This is a genomic window from Vreelandella halophila, from assembly GCF_019903425.1.
Lineage (GTDB): Bacteria > Pseudomonadota > Gammaproteobacteria > Pseudomonadales > Oleiphilaceae > Halospina > Halospina halophila.
On record NZ_JACHUZ010000013.1, the window covers coordinates 1,601,549 to 1,624,712 of the forward strand.

The window sequence follows — 23,164 nt, forward strand, 5'->3', positions numbered from 1 at the left end:
CCCAGTATAGGGGCGGGCTTGCCGTTATGGTGTAGCGCCTTTTGCAAATTGAGGCTGGACCCCCTTTCTGGTAGTCTGTCACCCCATCTTGAGGCGACGCCTCCCTCCTCCTCACAACTGGCAATCGGGCAGAACACGGGATTCGCATGACGCGCTATATATTTGTCACCGGCGGGGTTGTGTCCTCGCTCGGCAAGGGCATTGCATCAGCATCACTGGCCGCCATCCTTGAGGCGCGTGGCCTCAGGGTCACCATCCTCAAGCTCGATCCCTACATCAATGTGGATCCCGGGACCATGAGCCCGTTCCAGCACGGCGAGGTCTTCGTTACCGAGGACGGCGCCGAGACGGACCTGGATCTGGGCCACTACGAGCGCTTCATCCGCACCACCATGAGCAAGCGCAACAACTTCACCAGTGGCCGGGTCTACGAGGAGGTCATCCGCAAGGAGCGCCGGGGCGACTACCTGGGCGGCACCGTGCAGGTGATTCCGCACATCACCGACGAGATCAAGCGCCGTATTGTGGAAGGCGCCGGTGACGTGGATGTGGCCCTGGTGGAGGTCGGCGGCACCGTCGGCGACATTGAATCCCAGCCCTTCCTCGAGGCCACGCGCCAGCTGCGCGTCGAGGTGGGGCCCCAGCGCGCGCTCTTCATGCACCTGACCCTGGTGCCCTACATCTCCACTGCCGGTGAGGTGAAGACCAAGCCGACCCAGCACTCGGTGAAGGAGATGCGCTCCATCGGCCTGCAGCCGGACATCCTGCTGTGCCGCTCCGAGCATGAGGTGGACGCCAGCTCGCAGCGCAAGATCGCCCTCTTCACCAACGTGGAGGAGCGGGCTGTCATCCCGCTGTGCGACGCGCCCAGCATCTACCGTGTGCCGCGCATGCTTCACGAGATGGATCTGGATCAGCTGATCGTTGAGCGCTTCAATCTCAATGTGGGGCCGGCGGACCTGTCCGAATGGGATCAGGTGTTCGAGTGGGAGCAGAACCCCGACAAGACCGTGACCATTGCCATGGTCGGCAAGTACATGGAACTGCTGGACGCCTACAAGTCCCTGATCGAGGCCCTGAGTCACGCCGGTCTGCACACCAGGACCGACGTGAAGATGAAGTACGTCGATTCCGAGGACCTGGAACGCGAGGGCGAGGCGGCGCTGCAAGACGTTGACGGCATCGTGGTGCCCGGCGGTTTCGGTGAGCGGGGCGTGGAAGGCAAGATCAGCGCCGTGCGCTACGCGCGTGAGAACGGCATTCCCTACCTGGGAATCTGCCTGGGGATGCAGGTGGCCGTCATCGAATACGCCCGCAACATCGCTGGCCTTTCCGGCGCCCACAGTACCGAGTTCCGCAGGGACTCCCCGTACCCCGTGGTGGGCCTGATCACCGAGTGGGTAGACGAACACGGCCAGCTGGAGACGCGCGGCGAGGACTCCGATCTGGGGGGCACCATGCGCCTGGGTGCCCAGGACTGTCGCCTGGAACCCGGAACCACGTCGCACGGGTGTTACGGTAAGGACGTGATCCGTGAGCGCCACCGCCACCGGTATGAGGTCAACAACCTGCTCCTGCCCAAGCTGGAGGAAGCGGGGCTGCGCGTGGCCGGGCGCTCCGGCGACAACAGCCTGGTGGAAATGGTCGAAGTCCCGGGTCATCCGTGGTTCGTAGCCTGCCAGTTCCACCCGGAATTCACCTCCACACCCCGTGACGGCCACCCGCTGTTCAAGGGCTTCGTGGAAGCCGCGCTGGCCCGCCGGGGCGAATCCTGAACCCAACGCCGGGAGCGTTACCATGGCGCAGAGCACCATCGATATCGCGGATCTCAGCGTCGCCAACGACCGCCCCTTCACCCTTTTCGGCGGCATGAACGTGCTGGAATCCCGGGAGCTGGCTCTGGAAGTGGCGGACGCCTACAGCCAGGTCACCGCCCGGCTGGGCATCCCCTACGTGTTCAAGGCCTCCTTCGACAAGGCCAACCGCTCCTCCATGCACTCATTCCGTGGCCCCGGCCTGGAAAAAGGCCTGGCCATCCTCGAGGAGATCCGCGACCGCTACGGCGTTCCGGTGCTGACCGACGTGCACGAACCGCATCAGGCCCAACCGGCCGCCAACGTCTGCGACGTGATCCAGCTGCCCGCGTTCCTGTCACGCCAGACCGACCTGGTGGTCGCCATGGCCCGCACCGGCGCCGTCATCAACGTCAAGAAAGGCCAGTTCCTCGCACCCCAGGAAATGAGCCACATCATCACCAAGTGCGGTGAAGCCGGCAACGACCGCGTCATCCTCTGCGAACGCGGCACCAGCTTCGGCTACAACAACCTGGTGGTGGACATGCTCGGCTTCGGCACCATGAAAAAGCTCGGCGCGCCGGTGTTCTTCGACGTCACCCACGCCCTGCAGATGCCCGGCGGCCGCGCCGACTCCGCCGGCGGCCGCCGCGAACAGGTCACCGAACTGGCCCGCGCCGGCCTGTCACAGGGCCTTGCCGGCCTCTTCCTGGAAGCGCACCCGGATCCGGACCAGGCCAAATGCGATGGCCCTTGCGCTCTGCGGCTGGAACAACTTGAACCGTTCCTGAACCAGCTCAAGCAGCTTGATGATCTCGTGAAGGGATTTGAGCCTTTGGACACGGCGTAATCAATAAGGTTTGGAGAGGCGGATCGGGCAGTCTTGTTCGGGATTGTCTGGAGCCATGGATGGCGGAAGACAAGCGTACAGGGATGTATTCACAGCGTATCCCGAACAAGACTGCCCGATCCGGCTCCTGCAATGACTTTGAAGACTAGAGACATTTCCTGAATCACTGATCGATTCAAAGATAAGAGAGGTTGAACGGATGACAACAATCGCCAACATCAAGGCCCGCGAAGTCCTCGACTCCCGCGGCAACCCCACCGTCGAAGCCGACGTGATCCTCGAATCCGGCCAGATCGGCAGCGCCTGCGCCCCGTCCGGCGCCTCCACCGGCTCCCGCGAAGCCCTGGAACTGCGCGACAAGGACAAGAACCGCTACCTCGGCAAGGGCGTCCAGAAAGCCGTCGCCGCCGTGAACGACCGCATCCGTGGCGCCCTCGAGGGCATGGACGCCGCCGACCAGCGCGCCATCGACAACGCCATGCTCGAACTCGACGGCACCGACAACAAACAGAACCTCGGTGCCAACGCCATCCTGGCCGTCTCCCTGGCCAGCGCCAAGGCCGCCGCCACCGCCCTGGGCAAGCCGCTGTACGAGCACATGGCCGAAATCAACGGCGCCGCCGGCCGGTTCTCCATGCCCGTGCCCATGATGAACATCCTCAACGGCGGCGAGCATGCCGACAACAACGTCGACATTCAGGAATTCATGATCCAGCCGGTATCGGCGCCCACCTTCCGCGAAGCCCTGCGCTGCGGCGCCGAGGTGTTCCACAGCCTCAAGAAGGTGCTCAACAGAAAGGGCCTGAACACCGGCGTGGGCGACGAAGGCGGTTTCGCACCCAACCTGCCCTCCAACGAAGCCGCGCTGGAAGCCATCCGCGAAGCCGTGGAAGGCGCCGGCTATACCCTCGGCAAGGACGTCACACTGGCGCTCGACTGCGCCTCCTCCGAGTTCTACAGCGACGGCGTCTACGACCTGAAGGGCGAGGGCAAGCAGTACAACGCTGCTGAGTTCAGTGACTACCTGGCCGGCCTGTGCGACCGTTTCCCCATCGTCTCCATCGAGGATGGCATGGACGAGGGCGACTGGGACGGCTGGAAAACCCTGACCGAGCGCCTGGGCAGCAAGGTCCAGCTGGTGGGGGACGACCTGTTCGTGACCAACACCCGGATCCTGAAGGAAGGCATCGACAAGGGCGTTGCGAATTCCATTCTTGTGAAGTTCAACCAGATCGGCAGCCTCAGTGAAACCCTGGATGCCATTCGCATGGCGCAGGATGCGGGCTATACTGCGGTTATCTCGCATCGTTCGGGCGAGACCGAGGACACCACGATCGCGGATCTGGCCGTGGCGACCAGCGCCGGGCAGATCAAGACCGGGTCCCTCTGTCGTTCCGACCGGGTAGCGAAATACAATCAGCTGCTGCGGATTGAAGAACAGCTCGGGGATCGGGCCGAATACCGTGGGCTGACCGAAATCAAGGGTCAGGGAGCCTGAAGGGGAACCTGACACGCCAGGGAGCGTCGTGCATGAAATGGTTGTGGGGCATTATGGCCGTGCTGACCCTGCTGCTGCAGGTCCGGCTCTGGGCGGGCGAGAACAGCCTGCCCCACGCCTGGGCCCTGCAGGAGCAGATCGATGAGCAGAAGACCATCAATGCCGGGCTCCGTCATCGCAACGAGGAACTGTTCGCCGAGGTGAACAACTTGGGCGATGGCACCCGTGCGATCGAGGAACGTGCCCGTCGCGACCTCGGCATGATCGGCGAGGATGAGACCTTTTTCCTGGTTGTGGAGCCCTGAGCCCTATCCATGCCGCCCAATGCCGCCTCAGACGGCCTCCCCCCAGCCATCGTTATACCCGCCGCGGGCGTCGGTGCCCGTGTCGGGGGCGAGCGCCCCAAGCAGTACCAGTATCTCGGTAACGCCTTCCTGATCGACGTCACCGTTGAGCGGCTGGCCCGGGCAGTGCCTGGCGCAGCCCTCATGGTGGCTCTGGGGGGCGGGGATGGCTGGTGGGCGTCTACCCGCAGCGCGGCGGCAGACTCCGTCCATACCTGTATTGGCGGCGCCACCCGTGCCGAGTCCGTGCTGAACGCTCTGCAGGCGCTGGCGCTTCCTGGGGAGCACCCCGTACTGGTGCACGATGCCGCCCGCCCCTGTATCACAGGAGGGGATATCCACGCCCTCATGGAAGGGGTTGGCAGCAGCGAGGCTGGAGGCCTTCTGGCCCAGGCAGTCACGGATACGATCAAGGAAGTGGATGGGGCTCGCCATGTGCTGGCAACCCGCGACCGGAGCCATCTCTGGCGGGCCCAGACCCCCCAGCTGTTTCCCGCCGGGGTGCTGGAACGGGCGCTGCTCAGGGCCGCGGCAGCCGGGGCGCCGGTAACGGATGAGGCCTCGGCGGTGGAATATCTGGGCCTGAAGCCGCTCGTGGTACCGGGCCGGGCGGACAATATCAAGGTGACCCATCCGGGGGACTTGGCCATGGCGGCATGGCTGATCGAACAACAGCAACAGGCCGGAGGGGCCGTAACATGATACGAGTCGGGCAGGGGTTCGACGTCCACGCCTTTGAGGAAGGCGATCATATCCGCATCGGTGGCGTGGTCATTCCTCATGATCAGGGACTGCGGGCGCATTCGGATGGAGACGTGCTGCTGCACACCGTCAGCGATGCCCTGCTGGGGGCCATCGCCCTGGGCGATATCGGCCACTGGTTTCCCGATACCGAACAGCGCTGGCGGGATGCGGACAGCCGCGCGCTGTTGCGCGAGGTCTACCGGCAGGTGCGGATGCAGGGCTACCAGCTGGTCAACATCGATGCCACCGTCATGGCCCAGGCGCCGAAGATGGCGCCCCACGTGGATGCCATGCGCCATAATATCGCCGAGGATCTGGCGGTGAACCCGGAGCGGATCAGCGTGAAAGCCACCACCACCGAGCGGCTGGGGTTCGTCGGGCGCGCCGAGGGCATTGCGGCCCAGGCGGTCTGTCTGGTTGAAAGCCGCCGCAGTGGCGGGGGCTCGTGACGGGCTGGCGCCTGGAATGGCCGCGTGCGGGGGGTGACCCTGCTGGAACGGGCCGCATCCGTGTGGAACCCACGGATTTCGAGGTGACTGAAGACCTGGGGTGGCGCCCCGACGGTGAGGGAGAGCACCTTCTCATCCAGCTTGAGAAGTGCGGTGACAACACCGACTGGGTCGCCAGAGGACTTGCGCGCCTCTGTGGCTGCACTCCCGCGGCTGTGGGCTATGCGGGTCGCAAGGATCGCCATGCGCTGACCCGTCAATGGTTCAGTCTGCCCTGTCCGCCCGGGAAAACGGATGACTTTCTGAAAGCTGTGTCCGCGCAGTGGCGGGTTCTGTCGGTGGAGCGTCACGGGCGCAAGCTGCGTACCGGTGAACTCGCCGGCAACCGCTTCCGGATCCGTGTACGGGATCTTGAGGCGGATGGTGCCGAGTTGGTCGCGCGCTGGCAGGAGCTGGTCAACAACGGCTGCCCGAACTACTTTGGACTCCAGCGTTTCGGGCGTGACGGGGCCAACCTGGAGGCGGCCGCGCAGCTGGACCCGCAGCGGCTGAAGCGCCCGCGTGAGCGGGCCCGCTCCGGCATGCTGCTGTCCGCCGTGCGCAGCTGGCTGTTCAATGAATGGCTGGCCGGGCGACTGGCAGCGGGCGATTGGCGGCAACAGCGGGAGGGGGACCCGGAAACCTCTCCTTCAGGGCCGATGTTCGGTGACGACAGCTGCGGGGCCGAAGGGGCGCTGGCAGAGGCGGAACTGGCCTTTGCCGGGCAGTACCCCGGGTTCATGGCGCTGTTGCGCACCACGCGCATGCGGCCGGCACGTCGCAGCCTCGCGCTGAAACCGCTAGACTGCGCTCTTGAGCAGGAAGGCGACAGTGCCGTTTTTGATTTCTTCCTGCCCGCCGGTGGTTTTGCCACGGTGGTACTGACTGAGATTCTGGATCTGGAGGACGGTTCCCGAACGCCATGAAACTGCTGCTTTCCAATGACGACGGTGTCTATTCCCCAGGCCTCAAGGCACTCTACGACGCCCTGGAGGACCTGGGGGACGTGCGTGTTGCCGCGCCTGACCGGGACCACTCCGGCGCCAGCAACGCACTGACCCTGACGCGCCCGCTGTCGGCCACCGATGTGCCGGGTGGGTTCACGGCCATCGACGGCACACCCACGGACTGCGTCCATCTGGGCATCGGGGACATGTTCGGGATTGAATTCGACCGGGTCATCTCCGGCATCAATACCCATTCCAACCTGGGCGATGACATCCTCTATTCGGGGACAGTGGCCGCCGCGGTGGAAGGGCGCCTGCTGCAGCATCCACCGATTGCGGTTTCGCTGGCCAACCGGGGTAACTGGCGCTTCGACACGGCGGCACGGGTGGTTCGGAGCCTGCTGCTGCGCCCGGATCCGCTGGCGGTGCCGCCCAGAACGGTACTCAATGTGAATGTGCCGGACGTGGACTGGAGCGAACTCAGGGGCTTCCAGATCACACGCCTGGGCCATCGTGGCCGGGGTGAGCTGCCCCAGCGGGTGCAGTGCCCGCGCGGCCGTGAGCGGATGTGGATTGGTGCCGCCGGGGATGAGGATGATGCCGGGCCGGGGACGGACTTCCACGCCATCCGTGAGGGTTATGTGTCCATTACACCGGTCAAGGTGGATATGACCCACTATGATACGTTCCAGAACCTGAATGACTGGCTGAAAGACGGACTCTGAATGAATACCGAACTCCAGGGGATTGGCATGACCTCGCAGCGCACCCGGATGCGGCTGGTGGAGCGTCTCAGTGACGAAGGCATACAGCGTGTGGAAGTGCTGGACGCCATTGCGAATGTGCCCCGGCACATCTTCCTGGATGAGGCGCTGTCACACCGTGCCTACGAGGATACGGCGCTGCCCATTGGCTACCAGCAGACCCTGTCCCAGCCCTATGTGGTCGCACGTATGACCGAGATGCTGCTGGCTGCCGGAGCCACGCGCATCCTTGAGCTGGGCACCGGTTCCGGCTATCAGGCGGCCATCCTGGCCTATCTCGGCAAGGAAGTGTACAGCATCGAGCGCATCGGTGGCCTCCACCGCCAGGCCCGGGAGCGGCTGCAGCGGCTGGGCTATCGCAATGCCTTCCTGCGCCTGGGCGATGGCAGCCAGGGCTGGCCGGAAGCAGCGCCTTTTGACGGCATGATCCTGACGGCAGCGCCCGGGGACATACCAGCGGCGCTGTATGACCAGCTGGCGGACGGTGGCAGCATTGTGGCGCCGCTGGGCCGCGAGACCCAGATGCTGACCCTGATTACCCGTAACGGGGACGAATTCGAACGGCGGGAGATTGAGCCGGTGCGCTTCGTGCCCGTTCTCGGCGGCGTTGTGCGATGAGCCACGCCCACACCCAGTCCGCCCCCGGCATAGTGGCAAGAGGCTGTCTCATGGGGGCCGCGGATATCGTGCCAGGGGTATCCGGCGGCACCATGGCGCTGATCACCGGCATCTATCAGCGGCTTCTGGCGGCGCTTGGCAATATCCCCGCAGCCGCGCTGACCCTGGTACGTGAACGCAGTCTGGTGCGGGCGTGGCAGACCATGGACGCGACCTTCCTGTTGCTGCTTCTGGGCGGCATCCTGTTCAGTATTGTGACCCTGGCCCATGGCATCGGGACACTGCTGGATGAGCATCCGATGCTGGTCCGGGCCTTTTTCTCCGGCCTGATCATTGGTGCGGTGATTCATGTGGGGCGACAGATCCCCCACTGGTCACTGGCCGCCGCTCTGGGCCTGGGTCTGGGAACCGTTGTGGCCTGGGGTATTGGTCAACTGACGCCCGCAACACTGGCGCTGACGCCGCTGATCGCTTTTGGGGCAGGCTTCGTGGCCATTTCAGCCATGGTTCTCCCCGGTATTTCCGGCAGTTTCATTCTGCTTCTGCTCGGACTCTATGAACCCATTCTCGATGCCATCCGTGAGCCGGCTTTGGCGACACTGGCGGTTTTCGCCGGCGGCTGCGGACTGGGGCTGATCGCCATGGCGCGTCTGGTGGCGGCGACCCTGGCCCGTTTCCCCAGTGTGACACTGGCGGTTCTGACCGGTTTCATGGTCGGCTCGCTTACCAACCTGTGGCCCTGGAAGCGCGCGGTGGCGTGGCGTACCGGCTCTGGCGGAGAAGCTGAACCCATACTGTATGAAAATCTGGCGCCCTGGCACTATGCGGAACTGGTGGGCAGTGCTCCCCAGACCGGGACAGTGCTGGCACTGGTGGGGCTGGGGCTGGGGCTGATCCTGTTGGTTGAATGGCTGGGCAGTGGTCGTGGCAGCAAGTGGTAACTGGCCGCATGGCTGTGCCGTGCATACACTGGAAACGGGTCACGCAGTGGCCGGAAGTAGCGCACGGCGTTTGTGTGATCTGTTACGCGCCGTGTTCCCACAGGTAACATTGCGGGGTGGGTGAGTAACCAAATTCTGGGTGAAAATTATCCAGATAAAAGAGCGATTTACCCGCGTCTCCTCAGAGGCTCGTGAATGTTTCGGAATTTTTAAGAATAAGAATATAAAATCAATAACGGAAAGTTCTATTGCGGATGGGGTTCAAAGCGGTCAGAAGGGCTGTACGGAGCCAGGCGGGAACCGGGATTCGAACGATCCGAAAACCGCTCCTGGCTGTTCTGGTATTGCTTCTGGTCGCTGGCTGCAACTCCACGGATCTGCTCCTGGACAGTGGTTACAACCCCAGGGTGAACTGGGGGCATCACCGTGTCTCCGAGGGTGAAACCCTTTACAGCATCGCCATGCGCTATGGCTGGAATTACCGCAGACTCGCCGCTGCCAACGATATCGACCCTCCCTATGAGATTCACCCCGGTCAGGTGATCCGGTTTGACGTTGAGGCCCCGGATAACTTCAGTCGTTCCTCCGGTGGTTCGGGATCACCCTCCTCGTCCGGAACCGCCTCCTCGTCAGCAGGGAGGGCATCCGAGCCAACGGAGCAGCCCACTGGCCAGTCGCGGAGTTCATCCCAGGGATCCCGGAGTAACAATGCGTTACAGGCATCTGATGAAGCGTCATCCGAAATCGATTGGGCATGGCCCCATTCTGGCCCGATTATTGCGAAATATTCATCCGACGGCTCCGATGTGAACAAAGGTGTTGATATCGGAGGTGACGCGGGAGACCCCGTCAGGGCGGCTGCGGATGGCAGCGTGGTTTACGCAGGGAACGGATTGCTGGGTTACGGCAATCTCATCATCGTGAACCACAGTGAAACCTTCCTCAGCGCCTATGCCCACAACCGGAAGATCCTGGTGGAAGAGGGTCAGAACGTTGGGCAGGGCGATACCATCGCCGAGATGGGGGATTCGGGCGCCGACAGGACCATGCTCCACTTCGAGATACGGAGGCGGGGCGATCCGGTGAACCCGATGCAGTACCTTCCGCGTCGCTGATCCGGGGCTTGCGGCCCATAAGAAGTCGAATAAGGCCGGAAGCGTTCAAGGGGTAGATCAGTTAACGCAGGGTGAACGCTATGTCGGAAGAGATGGTTCAGGAAGCAGCGCTCGACGCATCGGCTGAAGAGACGGTGATGGATCCGGAAGAGGCCGTGGCCGCCAACGAGGAAGCGACAAAGCTGGACGGGGATGCGGAGGCGCTTGAGCGTGCCCGTGCCAGGACGTCGCGTTACAGCTATACCAGCCGCCAGCAGCAGGCGGATGCTACACAGCTCTATCTCAACGAGATCGGGTTTTCACCGCTGCTCACACCGGAAGAGGAAAAGCACTACGCCCGGCTCGCCCGCGATGGTGACGAAAGCGGTCGCCGCCGCATGATCGAAAGCAACCTGCGCCTGGTGGTCAAGATCGCCCGGCGTTACGTAAACCGCGGCCTTACGCTGCTGGACCTGATCGAGGAAGGCAACCTGGGCCTGATCCGGGCGGTGGAGAAGTTCGATCCGGAGCGCGGTTTCCGGTTCTCCACCTATGCGACCTGGTGGATCCGCCAGACCATTGAGCGGGCCATCATGAATCAGACCCGCACTATCCGCCTTCCCATCCACGTGGTGAAGGAGCTCAACCTGTACTTGCGGGCGTCGCGCGAGCTCAGTCAGAAGCTGGATCACGAACCCACCGCCGAGGAGATCGCCGAGAAGTGCGAGAAGCCGGTGAAGGACGTGAAGCGGATGCTGGGGCTCAACGAGCGGGTCGCCTCAGTGGATACGCCCATCGGGCACAATGGCGACAAATCCCTGCTCGACACGGTCCCGGACGAAGGCTCCGCCGATCCGGCCGCACTGCTGCAGGAAAGCAATATCAACGGCTGCCTCGGGCAGTGGGTCGAGCAGCTCAGCGAGAAACAGCAGGAGGTGCTCTGCCGCCGCTTCGGGCTGCGTGGCTACGCGACCATGACCCTTGAGCAGGTGGGCGCTGAAATCGGCCTGACCCGCGAGCGGGTACGCCAGATCCAGGTCGAGGCCCTGCGCCGCCTGCGCGAAATCCTTGAAAAGGAAGGGCTTTCCTGCGACATGCTCTTTGAGGGCTGATCAACCCTGGCCGTAGAGACTGGCGCCCTCGTGCTGTTCGCTCGAGGGTTCCAGTTCCAGTGTTGAATGATGGATCCCGAAACGGGATCCAAGTTCCTTCCTGATCCGGTCCTTCAGTGCCTGCTGCTCCGGCCATGCCCAGTTGGCCACCACCACATGGGTGTCCAGGGCGGCGCTGCTTTCCTCCATCAGCCAGAAGTGGGCATGGTGGATGGCCTCCACACCATCGAATCCCCGGATGCAGTCCAGCACCTCCTCGGTATCAATCTCAGGTGGGCTGCCCAGCATCAGGACCCGGATTACTCCGCCAACCTCGGTCGCTGAGAGCCAGAGGATATAAGCAGCTATGAGCAGGGTGATCAGCGGGTCGATCAGGCGCCAATCGTACAACACGATAAGCACGCCACTGACGACCACGGCTACCGAGGTCAGGGCGTCGCTGAGGTTGTGCAGAAAGAGAGCGCGGATGTTGGCCCCGCCATGCTGGATGGACCCTGTCAGGATAGCGGTGAGCGTATCCACCACCAGGGCCAGCACACCCAGCGCGATCACAGTGCCGCCGGCTACCTCTGGCGGGTCCAGAAGGCGCATGCCGCCTTCGAAGACCAGGTAGAGCCCGATCAGAATCAGGGAGGTGTAGTTGACCAGGGCTGCGACGGTTTCGATCCGACGGTATCCGAAAGTCATCGCGGGATCAGCGGGTCGCCGCGCAATGCGCCGCGCTACCAGGGCAATGACCATGGAGGCCATGTCCGAGAAGTTGTGCAGGGCATCGGCGATGAGTACCAGGCTGCCAGAGAGAATCCCGCCAATAACCTGGCCCAGGGTCAGGACGAGATTGGCGATGATCGCGGTGATCACTCGGCCATCACCTGTTGGTGCGTGATAGTGGTCGTGGCTCATGTTGGCTGGCTCCGATGCGCGAAAGGCGCCGTTATCCTCGGTCAAGGGGAAAGCCCTTGCAACCCGCGCGGGGGCCCTCTAGCATCGGCGCCAGTGACGTAACAGGTTCCCATCCATGCTGGATCACCTTCACAGGCTGAATTCCCGGTGTCGCCACCGCGCCGCGGCCGTAACCGGGCTGATCATCCTGCTCGTAGCCCAGGTGCTTCTGGGCGCGGCCATGCATCACCATGTGCTGGGCGATCATGACGGGGCGGCACAGGGTGCCGTTCACGGGGATTTCGCCCATGTGTGGCACGCGGATCAGCATAACCTAGTCCCGGATGGTCTGATTCCGGATACGCCTGGCGACACGCCGCCCCTCCCGCTAGCGGGCGCCTTCCTCATCGCTGCGGCGCCACTGGTCTCCCGAAGGATCCGGCAGTCACGGGAACGCTGTACCGGTCCGTCACCACCACGCTACTGCCTGCCCCAGCCCCGCGATCCTCCCGACTTCCTGCTGACCTGAGAGCACGCACGGGCTCGCGTCCGTGCAAGAGTCGAGCAACCGCCCGCAGCAGCGGGCGTGTGAAAGCAGGAGTCCTGATCATGCGTATTACACCATCCGGTGCCGTCGCGCTTGCGGCGGTGCTGTTGCCTGTCCTTATCCTTGCTGGTTGCGGGGATCACGGGGCGGAAGACCGCCATGGAAGCCACGGGGATCATGGCGATCATGAAAAACACGGTGAGAGTGAAAACGGGGAACACCGGGATCACGATGCGGGCGAGGGGATAGCCCTTGATGATGAAGTGATCCGCGAATTCGGTATTGAGGTGCGCCGGGCGGCCCCGGGCCGGCTGGCCATAACCCGCGGTCTTCCCGGCGAGATCCGGTTCGATGAGGCCCTGATGACCCATGTCACTCCCAGGGTGGCGGGCCGTGCCGAGAAGGTCCGGCGCTACAGCGGTGATACCGTGGACGAGGGCGAGGTTCTGGCAGTCCTGTCGAGCACCGAACTCGCCGAAGCACGCTCCCAGTACCTGTCCCGCCAGGCGCGGCTGGAGCTGGAGCAGGCGGATTTCGAACGCACACAGCAGCTCGCGAAGGATCGCGCTGTTTCCGAAGCGGAACTCCAACGCGCACGGCAGGCGCTGAAGGAAGCCAGGGTGCGGATGACCCTGGCAAGGCGGCGCCTGGAAGCACTGGGGATGGCACCACAGGCGGTGGCGGAGCTGGATACGGAGGGCAGCGACAGCCTCGCCCGCTATGAGCTCCGGGCACCGGCCTCCGGCACCATCATTGAGCAGCACCTGACCCGGGGGGAGCGTGTTGATACGGACCGTGATGATCCGCCATTTATCATTGCCCGACGCGATCAGGTCTGGGCGGCGTTCAGTGTCTTCCCACGCAGCCTGGGTGAGATACGACCGGGCCAGACCGTGCAGGTGACCGCCAGCGAAGGCGGCCACCAGGCCAGTGGAACCATCAGCTACATTACCCCCCGGATGGCCGAAGGCAGTCGCTCGGCCAGCGCACGGGTGGTGCTGGATAACAGCGACGGCCAGTGGTACCCGGGCCAGTTTGTGACCGGCGAGGTGACCGTGCGCCAGCTCGAAGCGGAAGTGCTCGTACCCAGCAGTGCCCTCCAGACGCTCGACGGCCAACCCCATGTCTTCGTCCGGACGGATCACGGATTCCGGCGCCAGCCGGTGAAAACCGGTCCCAGTGCCGGTGGTCGTGTGGTGATTCGTGAAGGTCTGGCAGCCGGTACGCGTTACGCCGCGACCAACACCTTCACCCTCAAGGCCGAGGCCGGGCGCGCGAAACTCAAGCACGCCGGTCACTCCCACTGAGCCCCCACGGATGGCAGAGGCAACCGATCATGATTGAACGACTGATGGATATGGCCCTCCGCAATCGCCTCCTGATGGTATTGCTGGGGGGACTGGTTCTGGCCAGCGGGATCTGGAGCTGGCAGAAACTGGCCGTGGATGCCGTGCCGGACGTGTCTCCGACGCTGGTGCAGGTGTTCACGGTCACTGATGGTCTGGCCCCCGAAGAGGTCGAGACCTACGTGAGCTACCCTGTCGAGCAGGCCATGACGGGCCTGCCGAAGGTGCGGGAGATCCGCAGCAACTCGAACTTCGGGCTCTCGGTAGTCAGCGTCTACTTCGAGGACGGCACGGACATCTACCATGCCCGCCAGCTGGTCAGCGAACGCCTGCAGAAGGCCCGAGAGAACATCCCTGCAGGTTTCGGGGAGCCGGAAATGGGGCCCATAGCCAGCGGCCAGGGCCTGGTTCTCTACTACTATCTGGATGCTCCCAGGGACGAATACAGCCTGACCCAGTTGCGCACCATCCAGGACTGGCTGATCAAGCCGAAGATGGAGACGGTGCGTGGCGTCACCGAGGTGCTCGGGATCGGCGGCTACAAGAAGCAGTACCAGGTGAACGTCGATCCGGATGCACTCCAGCGCTACGACCTGGACCTCGAGAACGTCATTGAGCGGGTGCGTTCCAGCAACCTCAACGTGGGCGCCCAGTTCCTCGAGGAGGGCGGCGAGCAGTTCGTGATCCGCTCCGAAGGACTGGCTAAAGGGATCAGTGACCTGGAGCGGATCACCGTCAGAACCGTGGATGGAACCCCGGTGCGCCTTGCGGACATTGCCGACGTTGAGATCGGAGGCGAGGTACGCCAGGGGCTCCAGACCCTCAATGGCGAGAAGGAAGTGGTCTCGGGGATGGTGGTCAAGCTCTACGGCGCCAACACCTCGGCGGTGATTGAGCGGGTGGAGCAGCGCATGGCAGCCATCCAGAAAAGCCTGCCCGAGGGCGTGCGGATTGTGCCCTATTACGAGCAGAAGACCCTGGTCCAGAACGCCGTGGATACGGTCTCGGATGCACTTTTCCAGGGGATCGTGCTGGTGGTGCTGGTCCTGTTCGTGTTCATGGGCGGGTTCCGGCCCAGCGTGGTGGTGGCCGCCGCGATCCCGTTCTCGGTGCTGTTCGCGGTGGTGGGCATGTACTGGTTCGGGATCTCCGCGAACCTGATGAGTCTGGGTGGCCTGGCCATCGCCATTGGGTTGATGGTGGATGGCACCATTGTGATGGTCGAGAACATCGACCGGCACCTGCATGAGGCGGAACGCTACGAGCCACGGCTCCAGGTGGTGGCCCGGGCATGCCGCGAAGTGGCCGCGCCCATCCTGTTCGCCATTGCGATCATCATCATCGTCTTCCTGCCCCTGTTCACGCTGACCGGGGTGGCTGGAAAGACCTTCCGCCCCCTGGCCTATACGGTGGCGCTGGGCATGGTCGGTTCACTGGCCTATGCGCTGTTCATAACGCCGGTACTGGGCAGCCTGATGATGCGTCGGCCGAAAGAGGAGGCAGCGGACGGTCCAGAGCGATGGTGGCACCGCCTTATTCCCTCCAGGCCGATTGCCGGAGAGTCCGAGGATCATGGCTACCGGCGCGAATCCCTGGTCGTTCAGTGGATCCTGGTGCTCTATCGCCCGCTGCTGCGTTTCTTCATTGCCCGACGGTCCCTGGCGGTGCTGCTGGCGGTGGGCCTTCTGGGTGCCGGGGCCGCGCTGTTCCCTCAGCTGGGGTCGGAATTCGCGCCGCGAATGGACGAGGGCGACCTGATCGTCAACCTGACCATGGCGCCTTCGATTTCGCTCAGCGAGTCCAAGCGCAACACCATGCTGGCGGAGAAGCGGATGCTCGGCGTGCCGGGCGTGAAGAAGGTCGTGAGCCGGGTGGGGCGCGGCGAGGTCGGTGCCCATGCGGACCCCATCAACACCGTGCATTCACTGGTGGTGCTGGAGCCGCGCTCGAAATGGGAGGAACTCGGATACGAGTCCCAGGCCGGGATCGAGCAGGCGATCCGGAAAAAGCTGGAAGGCATGCCGGGGATCATGACCAACATGACCCAGCCCATCCAGCTCTCCGTGGATGAGCTTGTGGGCGGCGTGAAATCCGAGCTGGCGGTCAAGCTGTACGGTGATGACCTGGATACCCTCAAGAAGAAGGCGGATGAAATTGCCGCGGTATTACGGCAGATCCCGGGCGCCGCCGACGTCCGGGCGGACCAGGTGATCGGTGCGCCCCAGATGCGCATCCGCCCGGACCGGGAGGCGCTGGCGCGTTACGGCATCACCATGGAGCGTGTGCAGAAACGCATCCGCAATGCCGTGGGCGGTACCACTGCCGGGCAGATCTTCGAGGGAGTGCGGCGTTTTGATGTCTATGTCCGGTATCAGGAAGAGGATCGGACGGACCTGGAGGCCATGAGCAATATCCTGATCGAGGCCCCTGGCGGCGCCGAGGTGCCCCTGAGCCAGCTGGCGGAGCTTGAGAAGATCACCGGTCCACGCCAGATCAGCCGCGAGAACGCCCAGCGCTACATCACGGTTCAGGCCAACGTGGAGGGCCGGGATATCGGCAGCTTCGTGGAGGCTGGCCGTGATGCCATCCGTGACCAGGTGGAGCTGCCGGCGGGCTATCTGGTCGAGTGGGGCGGCCAGTACGAGCTGCAGCAGAAGGCCAACGCCCGCTTCGCCATCGTGATCCCGGTGACCCTGGCGCTGATCTGTCTGATGCTCTACATCAGCTTCCGCTCGTTGCGCAGTACCCTGCTGATCCTCTCCAACATTCCGCTGGCGCTGGTGGGCGGTATCGCCGCGCTCTGGGTTTCCGGCCAGAACCTGTCGGTTCCCGCGTCGGTGGGGTTCATTGCCCTTTTCGGCATCGCCCTGGAGAACGGTATGGTTCTGGTCACTTACCTGAATCAGCTGGTGCGCGAGGGGATGAACGTGGATGAAGCCTCAATACAGGGTGCCTGCCTCAGGGTGCGGCCGGTTCTGATGACGGCGCTGACCACTTCCCTGGGTCTGCTGCCGCTGTTGATGGCCACAGGCACTGGCAGCGGCGTTCAGCGCCCGCTGGCCACGGTGGTGGTGGGTGGGCTGCTGACATCCACGCTGCTGACCCTGGTGGTCATTCCGGCACTGTACCGCTGGTTCGCGGAGACGACAGCACAGAGCTCCGGCTATTGAGTCGGCCTTGCCCCACGGACGGGGCGGGGACGCGTGCAGGTCATTGCGGGCAGTTGCCCGATGGCCAAAAATGCCAACGCGTTGAGAACTGATGGGCATTTGGGGGCTGTCTGCGATGATAGACTCCGGGCACCATCTGAAAACCGATACAACAAGAGGACGTGTTCATGAAACAGATGCTGACCCTCGCGTTTGCGCTGCTGTGCGCCTTTGCCATGACGGCCCAGGCCCAGGAGAAGACCGTTGAGGGCGTTGAACTGCCGGGGACCATCGATGTTGCCGGTAACGAGCTCAGCCTGAATGGCGCTGGTGTGCGCTCCAAGTGGTTCATGAGCCTGTATGTGGGGTCACTCTATCTGCCGCAGGAATTCGACAGCGCCCAGGCGATTGTTGAGGCGGACCAGCCCATGGCCATCCAGCTGGACATCATTTCCGGCATGATCGACAGCGAAAACATGACCGAAGCCACCATGGAAGGCTTTGAGAGTTCGACAGGCGGCAACATGGAGCCCATCCAGGACGATATTGATGCGTTCATGGGTCTGTTCGAACAAGAGATCAAGGAAGGGGATCAGTTCAAGATCACCTATATTCCCGGGGAAGGGATTGTCGGTTTCAAGAACGGTGACCGCATCGGCACCGTGGATGGCGGTATGGACTTCAAGAAGGCCGTCTTCGGTATCTGGCTGGGTGACGAACCTGCCCAGGAGAGCGTCAAGACGGCCATGATGGGCAAGGAGTAAAACGGTCTCACTCGACCGTTTTCTCCCTGTACTCACACAGATCCTCGATGACGCAGCTGCCGCAGCGCGGTTTCCGCGCCAGGCAGGTATAGCGGCCATGGAGGATCAGCCAGTGATGCGCGTCCTTGAGGTATGCCTTCGGGACGCGCTTCATCAGCTTGTCTTCGACCTCCCGCACGTTCTTCCCCGGCGCGATGCCGGTCCGGTTCGCCACCCGGTAGATGTGCGTGTCCACCGCCATGGTGGGCTGGTCAAAGGCGGTGTTCAGGATCACGTTGGCGGTCTTGCGGCCCACGCCGGGCAACGCTTCCAGTTCCTTGCGGGTCTGTGGCACCTGCGAATCGTGTTCCTCCACCAGCTTCCGGCAGGCCTTGATAATGTTCGTGGCCTTGCTGTTGTAGAGGCCGATCGTCTTGATGTAGTCCTTCAGGCCCTCTTCACCCAGTGCCAGGATGGCCTCCGGGGTGTTGGCCACCGGGAAGAGTCTGGCCGTTGCCTTGTTGACGCCCACGTCCGTGGACTGGGCCGATAGGGTCACCGCCACCAGCAGCTCAAAGGGGGTGCTGTAGTTGAGCTCCGTGGTGGGCGCGGGATTGGCTTCCTTCAGGCGGGCGAAGATGGCTTCACGCTTGGCGTCGTTCATGAGAATGTCCCTGTCACGCGGACCCGCTTGTGCCCGCTCTCCACGGGCTGCTCGCCGGTCGTCTGCTGTTGCTGGATGTGGTGATCGATACGGTTCCTGGCCGCGATGATCAGGCCCAGCCCGATGAAGGCGCCGGGCGGGAGTACGGCAATCAGTGCCTGCCGGTAGTCCGGGAAGACGGTCAGGGTCCAGTCCCGGGCTCCCTCGCCGAAGAGAAGGTGGGCATCCGCCAGGAGGGTGCCGTAGCCCACCAGTTCCCGCATGCCGCCCAGGAGCACCAGTACGGCCAGGAACCCGAGGCCGGTCATCAGGCCATCCAGGGTGGCCTTCGGTAATGCATTGCGACTGGCAAAGGCCTCGGCTCGGCCCAGGATGGCGCAGTTGGTGACGATCAGCGGGATGAAGATGCCCAGGATCTGGTAGAGCCGGTAGGCGTAGGCCTGCATGATCAGCTCGGTGCAGGTCACCAGCGCGGCGATGATCATCACGAAGGCCGGCAGGCGCATGGAGTCGGTTACCCGGTGACGGATGAGCGACACGGCCATGTTGGAGCCGGTCACCACCATCAGGGTGGCCAGGCCCAGCCCGATGGCGTTGACCACGGTATTGGTGACGGCCAGCAGCGGGCAGAGGCCCAGCAGCTGAACCAGCGCCGGGTTGTTGCGCCAGAGGCCGTCAATGATGATCCGGTTGGCGTCCGCACTCATGGGGTTCCGGCTCCCGCTTGCCCGCCCGCGCTTCTGAATAGATGGTCGTGATGGGCGGCCGTGAACGCCAGCCCGCGCCGGACGGCCTCCACCACGGCCCGGCTGGTGATGGTGGCGCCGCTCAGGGCGTCAAAGGCGCCTTTCTGCCCAACCTGCCATTGCCCCGGGGGTGGATTGTCCAGTGAACGGCCGTTGAAATCCAGTATCCAGTCGCTCTTCGCCACCTCGATGGCATCCCCCAGCCCGGGCGTCTCCTGGTGCTCAGTGGCGCGTACGCCCGTGAGCGTGCCGTCTTCCCGGATCCCCAGGATCAGCTCGATCCGCCCCGAGTAACCGTCAGGCGCGGTGACCGGCAGGATCAGGACGGCGTCACCGGTGCCGGGGGTGACCCGTATGGCCTCGGCGCCTTCCCGGATACCCGTTGCCTCGTTCGCCGGCAGCGGAACCTTCTGCGTGTTTCCCGCGTCCAGTGACATGGCCTCCGGCAGTACGGCGGCGCGGGCTCTTGCGGTCGCGAGCTCACGCTGCTGCTCGATGCGCTCGGCGGTCAGGATCTGGGTTACCCCAATCGCGCCCGCCGTCAGGGCCGCGAACAGGGCCAGCCCCAGCGCATTGCGCTGTATGGCCCGGAGCGCCTCGCTCATGACGGTACCCCCCGCCCCGCACGTTGATGGCCCCGTGTACGTGGCCGCGTGTAGTAGTCCAGAAAGGGCACGGCCAGGTTCATCAGCAGGACCGCGAAGGCGACGGCGTCCGGGTAGCTGCCCCAGGCGCGGATGGTGTAGAGCAGCACGCCGATGCCCGCGCCGTACCAGAGCTTGCCCCGGTTGGAGGTGGCGGCGGAGACCGGGTCCGTGGCGATGAAGAAGGCGCCGAACATGGTGCCGCCGGCCAGCAGGTGCAGGCCCAGGGGCACGGACTGGTCCGGGTCATAGCCGAACAGCAGCGCCATGAAGGTCAGTGCCCCGAGCAGGCTGACGGGAATGTGCCAGGTGATGATCCGGCGCTGGATCAGAAGCAGGCCGCCGGCCAGAAAGCCCAGGTTGACCCATTCCCAGCCCAGGGCGATCCGGTCACCGTAGATGGGGGCGGCGGTTACCTGGCTGGCAACAGCGCCATCGATGGCGTGCTTGTAGTCATCCAGCGGTGTGGCGCCGGTGAAGGCGTCCACGGAGGCTGATCCCAGGCCGGTGAACACGGACAGGCTGTCCAGAAGGCCGAGGGGTGTTTCCTGCAGTGACAGCGGCAGCGCCCAGCGGGTCGTCATGGCTTCCGGGAAACTCACCAGCACCAGGGCATAGCCAACCATGGCGGGGTTGAACAGGTTGCTTCCGAGCCCACCGTAGAGATGCTTGGCCAGGATGATGGCACTGGCGGTGGCAACGAGCGCGATCCACCAGGGCAGCAGTGGTGGCAGTGACAGGCCCAGAAGCAGACCCGTAAGGGCGGCACTGCCGTCCATGAGGGTGCGCTGGACAGGGCGGGCGCGAATCCAGAGGATCAGGGCCTCGGTGGCCATGGCAACGCCCATGCACCAGAGCACACTGATCAGCACGCCCCACCCGAAGAAGTGGATGAGCGCCAGAAGGCCGGGCAGGGTGGCCGCCATGACCCAGAGCATGATCCGCTGGGAGGTCAGCATGATCGGGCCTCCTCCCGTGCGTCGCTGAGTGCTTTCTCGGCGGCGTCCAGGCGCTTGCGGTGCTTGTTCAGGGCCCGTTCCAGCTTGGGCACGGCTTCCGGGGTCTGCTCCCGGGCCTCGGCCAGTTGGGCTTCCGCCTCCTCGACTTTCTGCCGGGCCTGGTCCCGGCGCTGGATCAGCGTTTCTCGGTCCGGGCCAGGGGGCGCCGCGGCGGAAGCTGCCCCGGTTTCGGTGCCGCCGGCTTCCGCCGGCTCCCCGCTCCGGCGCTGCTCCCTTGCCTGCTGGCGCGCCCGGCGGCGTTCCTCGCGTTCCGCCTGTTCCCGTTCCATCCGGGCCTGGCGCTCCTCGAACCGCTGGCGAGCGTGATCCGCCTCGGCCTGCTCCTTCTTTTCCTGGCGCAGCACGCCCTTGCTGTGCCGGTAGTAATCCGTCAGCGGCAGATGGCTGGGGCAGACCCAGTCGCAGGCGCCGCACTCGATGCAGTCGAACAGGTCGAAGTGCTCGGCCTTATGGTGTTCCCCCGCGCTGGCGAACCAGTAGAGCTGCTGGGGCAGCAGGTCCACGGGGCAGGCCTGCTCGCACAGGCCGCAGCGGATGCACGGCTGGGGGATCGGCGAGTCCGGGAATTCCTCGGCGGTGCCGGCGATCAGGCAGTTGGCGGTCTTGATCAGCGGCAGGCCGGTGGTGGTCAGGTCGAACCCCATGAGCGGACCGCCCATGATAAGCCGGTGCAGCTGGTCCGGATCCAGTCCGGCTTCGAACAGCAGGTGGTCCAGGGGCGTTCCGATGCGGGCCTCAATGTTGCCGGGGCGGGTCAGGGCTTCGCCCGTAAAGGTGGTAATACGCTGGATGACCGGTTCGCCCAGGCGCAGGGAGCGATCCACGGCGACCGCCGTGGCCACGTTCTGGCAGAGCACTCCGATGTCCGCTGGCAGGCCACCCGAGGGGACTTCCTGCCCCGTAAGAAGCTGGATCAGCTGTTTTTCACCGCCAGACGGGTAACGCGTGGGCACCACCCGGATCTCAATGCCGGTGCCTTCCGCGGCTTGCCTGAGTGCCTCAATGGCGTCCGGCTTATTGTCCTCGATGCCGATCAGGCACTGGGCGGCTCCAACCAGCTGCCACAGGGCCAGGGCGCCGGCGATCACGGAGTCCGGTCGCTCGCGCATCAGGGCCTGGTCGGCGGTGATGTAGGGCTCGCATTCGGCGCCGTTGAGGATCAGGACCTTTGGTGCCTCTGATGCGCTCTGCAGCTTGTCTCGGGTGGGAAAACCGGCGCCACCGAGCCCTACGACGCCGGTACGGTGGAGGTGGTCGTAGCGTTCGAGGGTGCTGGCATCGGCCGGGCAGGGGGCCAACTCGCACCACTGGTCCTGGCCATCGGCCTCGATGTGGATGCAGGTTTCCTCCAGCCCGGACGGGTGGGGCACCTCATGGGGCCCAATGGCCGTAATAGTGCCGGAGGTGGGCGCGTGCACGGGCACCGACAGGCCCGGCTCGCCCTCGCTCAGTGGCTGGCCGGTGAGAACACGGTCACCCACCGCAACCAGCACATGGCCGGGATCCCCCCGATGCTGGCGCAGCGGCACGATCAGCTGTGCCGGCAGGGGGGCCTGGCGGATCGGTGTCTGCAGTGACTGCTGCTTGTTGTCCGGGGGATGGATGCCGCCGGGAAAGTCGTATCGCGTGCCCATCACGCGCTGGCCCCCGCCGGGCGCTGATCGGTGGCGATCACCGGCTCATGGGTCAGGGGCCGGTCCTCGGGGCGAGGGGGAACCCAGTCATCAATGCCCTTCGCCACCTCGATCATATCGATGCAGTCGACCGGGCAGGGATCCACGCAGAGGTCACAGCCGGTGCACTCGCTCTCGATCACGGTGTGCATGAATTTCGGCGCGCCCACGATGGCGTCCACCGGGCAGGCCTGGATGCACTTGGTGCAGCCGATGCACTCGGCCTCGCGGATATAGGCCACCCGCTTGGGCTGCTCCTCACCATGCTCCGCATCCAGCGGCTGGGGCTCCACGTCCAGCAGGTTGGCCAGGCTCTGGATGGTCGCCTCGCCGCCGGGCGGGCACTTGTTGATGGCATCGCCCTCAGCGATGGCCTCCGCGTAGGGGCGGCAGCCGGGGTAGCCGCACTGGCCGCACTGGGTCTGGGGAAGGACGGCGTCGATCTGCTCCACCAGCGAGTCGTCGTCCCGGCGCAGGCGCACCGAGGCGTAGCCCAGCAGGGCTCCGAAGGCCCCGGCCAGGAGCAGCAGGGTGGCGATGGCGAGCAACAGGTTCATC

At 64.4% G+C, this 23,164-nt stretch carries 23 protein-coding genes; 16 read left to right on the forward strand and 7 right to left on the reverse strand.

Annotated elements, in window-relative coordinates; translation table 11 throughout:
* The first annotated feature begins 146 nt into the window (after positions 1-146).
* The 12 genes from H4I92_RS11690 (at position 147) to rpoS (ending at position 11,193) form a co-directional block, all read left to right on the forward strand.
* Positions 147-1,775, forward strand: coding sequence for a CTP synthase (locus H4I92_RS11690; RefSeq protein ID WP_077530765.1), 1,629 nt, complete (start codon positions 147-149; stop codon positions 1,773-1,775).
* A gap of 22 nt (positions 1,776-1,797) precedes the next feature.
* On the forward strand, positions 1,798-2,643 hold the full coding sequence (gene kdsA, locus H4I92_RS11695; protein WP_077530766.1) for a 3-deoxy-8-phosphooctulonate synthase: 846 nt from the start codon (positions 1,798-1,800) through the stop codon (positions 2,641-2,643).
* 199 nt (positions 2,644-2,842) lie between these two features.
* A complete protein-coding gene (gene eno / locus H4I92_RS11700) occupies positions 2,843-4,141 on the forward strand; it encodes a phosphopyruvate hydratase (protein WP_077530767.1) in 1,299 nt (432 codons plus the stop codon).
* A gap of 32 nt (positions 4,142-4,173) precedes the next feature.
* Entirely contained in the window at positions 4,174-4,446 is a 273-nt protein-coding gene (locus H4I92_RS11705) for a septum formation initiator family protein (protein ID WP_077530768.1), read from the forward strand.
* A gap of 9 nt (positions 4,447-4,455) precedes the next feature.
* Complete coding sequence (gene ispD, locus H4I92_RS11710) at positions 4,456-5,187, forward strand: 2-C-methyl-D-erythritol 4-phosphate cytidylyltransferase (RefSeq protein WP_077530769.1); 732 nt, start codon at positions 4,456-4,458, stop codon at positions 5,185-5,187.
* Positions 5,184-5,678, forward strand: coding sequence for a 2-C-methyl-D-erythritol 2,4-cyclodiphosphate synthase (ispF, locus tag H4I92_RS11715; RefSeq protein ID WP_179105696.1), 495 nt, complete (start codon positions 5,184-5,186; stop codon positions 5,676-5,678). The genes ispD and ispF overlap by 4 nt, the downstream gene beginning before the upstream one ends.
* On the forward strand, positions 5,675-6,643 hold the full coding sequence (truD, locus tag H4I92_RS11720; RefSeq protein ID WP_077530770.1) for a tRNA pseudouridine(13) synthase TruD: 969 nt from the start codon (positions 5,675-5,677) through the stop codon (positions 6,641-6,643). Before ispF ends, truD begins: the two co-directional genes overlap by 4 nt.
* Positions 6,640-7,389 carry a 5'/3'-nucleotidase SurE gene (gene surE, locus H4I92_RS11725; protein WP_077530771.1) on the forward strand — a complete coding sequence of 250 codons (750 nt, stop codon included), beginning with the start codon at positions 6,640-6,642 and terminating at the stop codon, positions 7,387-7,389. Before truD ends, surE begins: the two co-directional genes overlap by 4 nt.
* Positions 7,390-8,046 (forward strand): protein-L-isoaspartate(D-aspartate) O-methyltransferase, encoded by a 657-nt coding sequence (locus H4I92_RS11730; RefSeq protein WP_077530772.1) that lies wholly within the window; start codon positions 7,390-7,392, stop codon positions 8,044-8,046. It abuts the gene before it with no gap.
* Positions 8,047-8,096: 50 nt separating this feature from the next.
* Complete coding sequence (locus tag H4I92_RS11735; protein WP_179105697.1) at positions 8,097-8,987, forward strand: DUF368 domain-containing protein; 891 nt, start codon at positions 8,097-8,099, stop codon at positions 8,985-8,987.
* Between the two features lie 344 nt (positions 8,988-9,331).
* Entirely contained in the window at positions 9,332-10,102 is a 771-nt protein-coding gene (locus H4I92_RS11740; RefSeq protein WP_218668204.1) for a peptidoglycan DD-metalloendopeptidase family protein, read from the forward strand.
* Positions 10,103-10,182: 80 nt separating this feature from the next.
* A complete protein-coding gene (rpoS, locus tag H4I92_RS11745) occupies positions 10,183-11,193 on the forward strand; it encodes an RNA polymerase sigma factor RpoS (protein WP_245800890.1) in 1,011 nt (336 codons plus the stop codon).
* Here the strand turns inward: rpoS and H4I92_RS11750 are convergent, their stop codons facing one another.
* A complete protein-coding gene (locus H4I92_RS11750) occupies positions 11,194-12,096 on the reverse strand; it encodes a cation diffusion facilitator family transporter (RefSeq protein WP_077530775.1) in 903 nt (300 codons plus the stop codon).
* A gap of 115 nt (positions 12,097-12,211) precedes the next feature.
* Between H4I92_RS11750 and H4I92_RS11755 the strand changes: the two genes are divergently transcribed.
* The 4 genes from H4I92_RS11755 (at position 12,212) to H4I92_RS11770 (ending at position 17,881) form a co-directional block, all read left to right on the forward strand.
* A complete protein-coding gene (locus H4I92_RS11755) occupies positions 12,212-12,604 on the forward strand; it encodes a hypothetical protein (protein ID WP_143512671.1) in 393 nt (130 codons plus the stop codon).
* 80 nt (positions 12,605-12,684) lie between these two features.
* Complete coding sequence (locus H4I92_RS11760; protein ID WP_077530777.1) at positions 12,685-13,929, forward strand: efflux RND transporter periplasmic adaptor subunit; 1,245 nt, start codon at positions 12,685-12,687, stop codon at positions 13,927-13,929.
* A 29-nt stretch (positions 13,930-13,958) separates the two neighbouring features.
* Positions 13,959-17,138, forward strand: a complete 3,180-nt coding sequence (locus H4I92_RS11765; protein ID WP_077530778.1) for an efflux RND transporter permease subunit — start codon at positions 13,959-13,961, stop codon at positions 17,136-17,138.
* A gap of 167 nt (positions 17,139-17,305) precedes the next feature.
* Positions 17,306-17,881: a chalcone isomerase family protein gene (locus tag H4I92_RS11770; RefSeq protein ID WP_077530779.1), complete on the forward strand. Its 576-nt coding sequence runs from the start codon at positions 17,306-17,308 to the stop codon at positions 17,879-17,881.
* Positions 17,882-17,888: 7 nt separating this feature from the next.
* On the opposite strand, the gene nth is transcribed toward H4I92_RS11770, so the two are convergent.
* Genes nth through rsxB form a run of 6 tightly spaced genes read right to left on the reverse strand, consistent with a single transcriptional unit; the run spans position 17,889 to position 23,163 of the window.
* Entirely contained in the window at positions 17,889-18,524 is a 636-nt protein-coding gene (nth, locus tag H4I92_RS11775; protein WP_077530780.1) for an endonuclease III, read from the reverse strand.
* On the reverse strand, positions 18,521-19,231 hold the full coding sequence (locus H4I92_RS11780; RefSeq protein WP_077530781.1) for an electron transport complex subunit E: 711 nt from the start codon (positions 19,229-19,231) through the stop codon (positions 18,521-18,523). Before H4I92_RS11780 ends, nth begins: the two co-directional genes overlap by 4 nt.
* Complete coding sequence (locus H4I92_RS11785) at positions 19,228-19,875, reverse strand: RnfABCDGE type electron transport complex subunit G (RefSeq protein WP_077530782.1); 648 nt, start codon at positions 19,873-19,875, stop codon at positions 19,228-19,230. The genes H4I92_RS11780 and H4I92_RS11785 overlap by 4 nt, the downstream gene beginning before the upstream one ends.
* Complete coding sequence (locus H4I92_RS11790; protein WP_245800892.1) at positions 19,872-20,873, reverse strand: RnfABCDGE type electron transport complex subunit D; 1,002 nt, start codon at positions 20,871-20,873, stop codon at positions 19,872-19,874. The genes H4I92_RS11785 and H4I92_RS11790 overlap by 4 nt, the downstream gene beginning before the upstream one ends.
* Positions 20,867-22,567: an electron transport complex subunit RsxC gene (rsxC, locus tag H4I92_RS11795; RefSeq protein ID WP_077530783.1), complete on the reverse strand. Its 1,701-nt coding sequence runs from the start codon at positions 22,565-22,567 to the stop codon at positions 20,867-20,869. The genes H4I92_RS11790 and rsxC overlap by 7 nt, the downstream gene beginning before the upstream one ends.
* On the reverse strand, positions 22,567-23,163 hold the full coding sequence (gene rsxB / locus H4I92_RS11800; protein ID WP_218668281.1) for an electron transport complex subunit RsxB: 597 nt from the start codon (positions 23,161-23,163) through the stop codon (positions 22,567-22,569). The genes rsxC and rsxB overlap by 1 nt, the downstream gene beginning before the upstream one ends.
* Between the last annotated feature and the right edge of the window lies 1 nt (position 23,164).

Coding starts and splice junctions, on each gene's coding strand:
- H4I92_RS11690 (WP_077530765.1), top strand. CDS start 147: ATGACGCGCTATATATTTGTCACCGGCGGGGTTGTGTCCTCGCTCGGC.
- kdsA (WP_077530766.1), top strand. CDS start 1,798: ATGGCGCAGAGCACCATCGATATCGCGGATCTCAGCGTCGCCAACGAC.
- eno (WP_077530767.1), top strand. CDS start 2,843: ATGACAACAATCGCCAACATCAAGGCCCGCGAAGTCCTCGACTCCCGC.
- H4I92_RS11705 (WP_077530768.1), top strand. CDS start 4,174: ATGAAATGGTTGTGGGGCATTATGGCCGTGCTGACCCTGCTGCTGCAG.
- ispD (WP_077530769.1), top strand. CDS start 4,456: ATGCCGCCCAATGCCGCCTCAGACGGCCTCCCCCCAGCCATCGTTATA.
- ispF (WP_179105696.1), top strand. CDS start 5,184: ATGATACGAGTCGGGCAGGGGTTCGACGTCCACGCCTTTGAGGAAGGC.
- surE (WP_077530771.1), top strand. CDS start 6,640: ATGAAACTGCTGCTTTCCAATGACGACGGTGTCTATTCCCCAGGCCTC.
- H4I92_RS11730 (WP_077530772.1), top strand. CDS start 7,390: ATGAATACCGAACTCCAGGGGATTGGCATGACCTCGCAGCGCACCCGG.
- H4I92_RS11735 (WP_179105697.1), top strand. CDS start 8,097: ATGGGGGCCGCGGATATCGTGCCAGGGGTATCCGGCGGCACCATGGCG.
- rpoS (WP_245800890.1), top strand. CDS start 10,183: ATGTCGGAAGAGATGGTTCAGGAAGCAGCGCTCGACGCATCGGCTGAA.
- H4I92_RS11750 (WP_077530775.1), bottom strand. CDS start 12,096: ATGAGCCACGACCACTATCACGCACCAACAGGTGATGGCCGAGTGATC.
- H4I92_RS11755 (WP_143512671.1), top strand. CDS start 12,212: ATGCTGGATCACCTTCACAGGCTGAATTCCCGGTGTCGCCACCGCGCC.
- H4I92_RS11760 (WP_077530777.1), top strand. CDS start 12,685: ATGCGTATTACACCATCCGGTGCCGTCGCGCTTGCGGCGGTGCTGTTG.
- H4I92_RS11765 (WP_077530778.1), top strand. CDS start 13,959: ATGATTGAACGACTGATGGATATGGCCCTCCGCAATCGCCTCCTGATG.
- H4I92_RS11770 (WP_077530779.1), top strand. CDS start 17,306: ATGAAACAGATGCTGACCCTCGCGTTTGCGCTGCTGTGCGCCTTTGCC.
- nth (WP_077530780.1), bottom strand. CDS start 18,524: ATGAACGACGCCAAGCGTGAAGCCATCTTCGCCCGCCTGAAGGAAGCC.
- H4I92_RS11780 (WP_077530781.1), bottom strand. CDS start 19,231: ATGAGTGCGGACGCCAACCGGATCATCATTGACGGCCTCTGGCGCAAC.
- H4I92_RS11785 (WP_077530782.1), bottom strand. CDS start 19,875: ATGAGCGAGGCGCTCCGGGCCATACAGCGCAATGCGCTGGGGCTGGCC.
- H4I92_RS11790 (WP_245800892.1), bottom strand. CDS start 20,873: ATGCTGACCTCCCAGCGGATCATGCTCTGGGTCATGGCGGCCACCCTG.
- rsxC (WP_077530783.1), bottom strand. CDS start 22,567: ATGGGCACGCGATACGACTTTCCCGGCGGCATCCATCCCCCGGACAAC.
- rsxB (WP_218668281.1), bottom strand. CDS start 23,163: ATGAACCTGTTGCTCGCCATCGCCACCCTGCTGCTCCTGGCCGGGGCC.